Below are 3049 nucleotides of genomic sequence, written 5' to 3' on the forward strand. Positions count from 1 at the left end.
TCACGGCCAGCACGTCGGGCCTGAAGGAGGCCAGTTCGGCCTGGGCTTCGGCTCCCTTGAGGCTGGCGGGCTGGCATACGGGAATGCCCAGTTCCAGAGCAAGTTTTTTCACGGCGGACATGGCAAGCTTTTGGCCGCGCCCCGCCGGACGGTCAGGCTGCGTGTATACAGCGACAATATGGGCGCGCGGCCAGGCCGCCAGCCTTTTCAGACTGGCGGCCGCAAAGCCGGGAGTACCCATAAACACTATACGGCAGTCTTTTTCTTGAGCCATTTTTTAACCTTGCTGTCATACAGGCTGCGCCGCAGGCGGCTCACCTTGTCAATAAACAGTATGCCGTCGAGATGATCGTATTCGTGCTGCATGACAATGGCGGCAAAGTCTTCCAGATCTTCTTCAATGACATTGCCGTCAAGATCAGTGGCGCTCAAGTGCGCCTTGCTCATGCGCTTTACGTCCGCACGGTAGTTCATCGGCACGGAAAGGCAGCCTTCCTGCTCGCTGACGATCTCCTCACCGGAGAGCGTCAGCACCGGATTGATGAGCACCCGGGGGTTGCGCTCATCTTTCTGGGCAGAAGGGTCCATAACCAGCATGCGTATATTGCGCCCCACCTGAGGCGCGGCAAGTCCCACGCCCGGGGCCTCATACATGGTTTCGAGCATGTCCGCTGCAAGCTGGCGGATTTCATCCGTCACTTCCGCAACAGGCTCGCACACCTCTTTGAGGCGCGGATCAGGATAGGTAACAATATCAAGAATCATAGCTGCTTCCTTGTGCTCAAAGCCTGACGGCCGGTGGGCGTTGCCTATTCCGCCTTTTCAGCCGTTGCGGGCTTGTCGGTCTTGCCTTTTTCACCGGGCTGCTCACGCAGGCGCAGGCCAAGCTCCCGCAACTGCTTGGCTGCCACGGGCGAAGGCGCGTCCGTCATGAGGCAGGTGGCTTTTTGCGTTTTGGGGAAGGCGATAACGTCGCGAATACTGTTGGCCCCTGACAGCAACATGATAAGACGGTCAAGACCGAAGGCAAGGCCGCCGTGCGGCGGCGCGCCGTGCTCCAGCGCCTGAATAAGGAAGCCGAACTGGCTTTCGGCCTGCTCGGGGGTAAAGCCAAGGGCCTCGAACATACGGCGCTGCACTTCGCCGGAATGGATACGGATGGAGCCGCCGCCCACCTCGCTGCCGTTGAGCACCATGTCATAGGCGCGGGCGCGGGCGCGGGCGGGGTCGCTGGTCATGATGTCCATATGACCGGGAGCCGGTGAGGTAAAGGGATGGTGGCAGGCCACATAGCGCTTTTCTTCCTCATCGTACTCATACAGCGGGAAGTCGGTAACCCAGAGGAAGTTAAAGGTATTTTCAGGTATCAGGTGCATATGGTTAGCCAGATGCACGCGCAGGTTGCCCAGCGCCGCATTGACCATGCCCGGCTCTCCCGCCTGGAAAAAGACGATATCTCCCACCTGAAGATCCAGCGCCGCGGCAATGCCCTTGCGTTCTTCATCGGAAAGGAACTTGGCAATGGGCGACTGCCATTCGTCGGCCTTGATCTTGATCCAGGCCAGCCCCTGCGCGCCGTATATTTTCACAAATTCGGTAAAGGCGTCTATTTCCTTGCGGGTCATGCTTTCGCCGCCGGGAACCCTCATGCCCTTGACCAGAGGGGCCGTGGCAAACAGCTTGAAGCCAGAACCGCGCACAATTTCGGTAATGTCCACAAGCTCCAGACCGAAACGGGTATCGGGCTTGTCCACGCCGTAGCGGGCCATGGCTTCGTCCCAGGGCATGCGCGGGAACGGCAGGCAAAGCTCCTTGCCCATGACGTCCTTGAACACGCGGGCCATAAGCCTTTCAGCCATGCTCATGACAGTTTCTTCGTCCGCAAAGCTCATTTCAATGTCCACCTGGGTGAACTCGGGCTGGCGGTCGGCGCGCAAGTCTTCGTCGCGGAAGCAGCGCACTATCTGGAAATAGCGGTCCATGCCCGCCACCATGAGCAGTTGCTTGAACAGCTGCGGCGACTGCGGCAGGGCATAAAATTCGCCGGCATTGAGACGGCTGGGAACCAGAAAATCGCGCGCGCCTTCGGGCGTGGACTTGGTGAGCACCGGGGTTTCCACTTCCACAAAGCCGTCCTCATCCAGGTGGCGGCGTATGCACTGGGCCACCTTGTGGCGCAGGCGCAGGTTGTCCTGCATGCGGGGACGACGCAGGTCAAGGTAGCGCCAGGCAAGGCGCAGGTTCTCGCCCGCATCACAACGGTTTTCAATGGCAAAGGGCGGGGTTTTGGAAGTATTGAGCAGCTTCCATTCCGTAACCACTACCTCGATTTCGCCGGTGATCATGTTGGGGTTCACCATGCCTTCGGGGCGCGGGCGCACCACGCCCTTGATGGCAAGCACGTACTCCGAACGCAGAATGTGCGCGTTCTTGTGTGCTTCCGGGGCGGCATCGGGGCTGAAGACCACCTGGGTAAGACCCGAACGGTCGCGCAGGTCCACAAAGATAAGACCGCCGTGGTCGCGCCGGTACTGCACCCAGCCCATGAGGCAGACTTCCTGCCCGTTGTTGGCAAGGGTCAGCTCACCGCAGGTCTGGCTGCGATGCCAGTCCCCAAGGCCGGTGATGTACTTCTGGTGTTCCTGCTGCACGTCCTGGCCCTGCGCGGCTGCCTGGGCCGTCTGCTCTGCCATCTGGCTTTCTTCAGTCATGTTAGTTGGTTCCCGTTTGCAAAATGTGTAGTGCCTGGGCTTGCGGCACAGTGGCCTGTTCTCCGCTTTCCAGATTTTTTACAACCACAGTGTTCTGGGCCGCTTCGTCCGGTCCCATGATGAGGCAATAACGCGCGCCGGACTTGCCGGCCTGACGCATAAGGCTTTTAAAGCCCGCCTCGCTGAAATTCATTTCGCCCCGCAGGCCCGCAGCGCGCAACGTTTGCGTCAGCGCATAGCCCTGCGCCCTGCTTTGCGCATCCATACCCACAAGATAGAAGTCCGCCGGAACAGCGTCCCCGGCTCCCATCATGAGGGCCAGGCGCTCCATGCCGGCG

4 protein-coding genes are annotated in these 3049 nt (G+C 60.1%); all 4 read right to left on the bottom strand.

All coding sequences use genetic code 11. The features are described from left to right. The coding region (locus V6C07_RS06005) for a formyltransferase family protein (RefSeq protein ID WP_333535452.1) at positions 1 to 274 on the bottom strand (274 nt) is incomplete at its 3' end. Then, positions 247 to 765, bottom strand: a complete 519-nt coding sequence (gene def, locus V6C07_RS06010; protein WP_333535453.1) for a peptide deformylase — start codon at positions 763 to 765, stop codon at positions 247 to 249. The genes V6C07_RS06005 and def, both read right to left, overlap by 28 nt. Positions 766 to 809: 44 nt before the next feature. Further along, positions 810 to 2711, bottom strand: a complete 1902-nt coding sequence (gene aspS / locus V6C07_RS06015) for an aspartate--tRNA ligase (RefSeq protein ID WP_333535455.1) — start codon at positions 2709 to 2711, stop codon at positions 810 to 812. Between the two features lies 1 nt (position 2712). Next, positions 2713 to 3049: His/Gly/Thr/Pro-type tRNA ligase C-terminal domain-containing protein (locus V6C07_RS06020; protein WP_333535456.1), on the bottom strand; the 337-nt coding region annotated here is incomplete at its 5' end.

Source organism: Desulfovibrio sp. 1214_IL3152 (assembly GCF_036763055.1).
Classification (GTDB): Bacteria; Desulfobacterota; Desulfovibrionia; order Desulfovibrionales; family Desulfovibrionaceae; genus Desulfovibrio.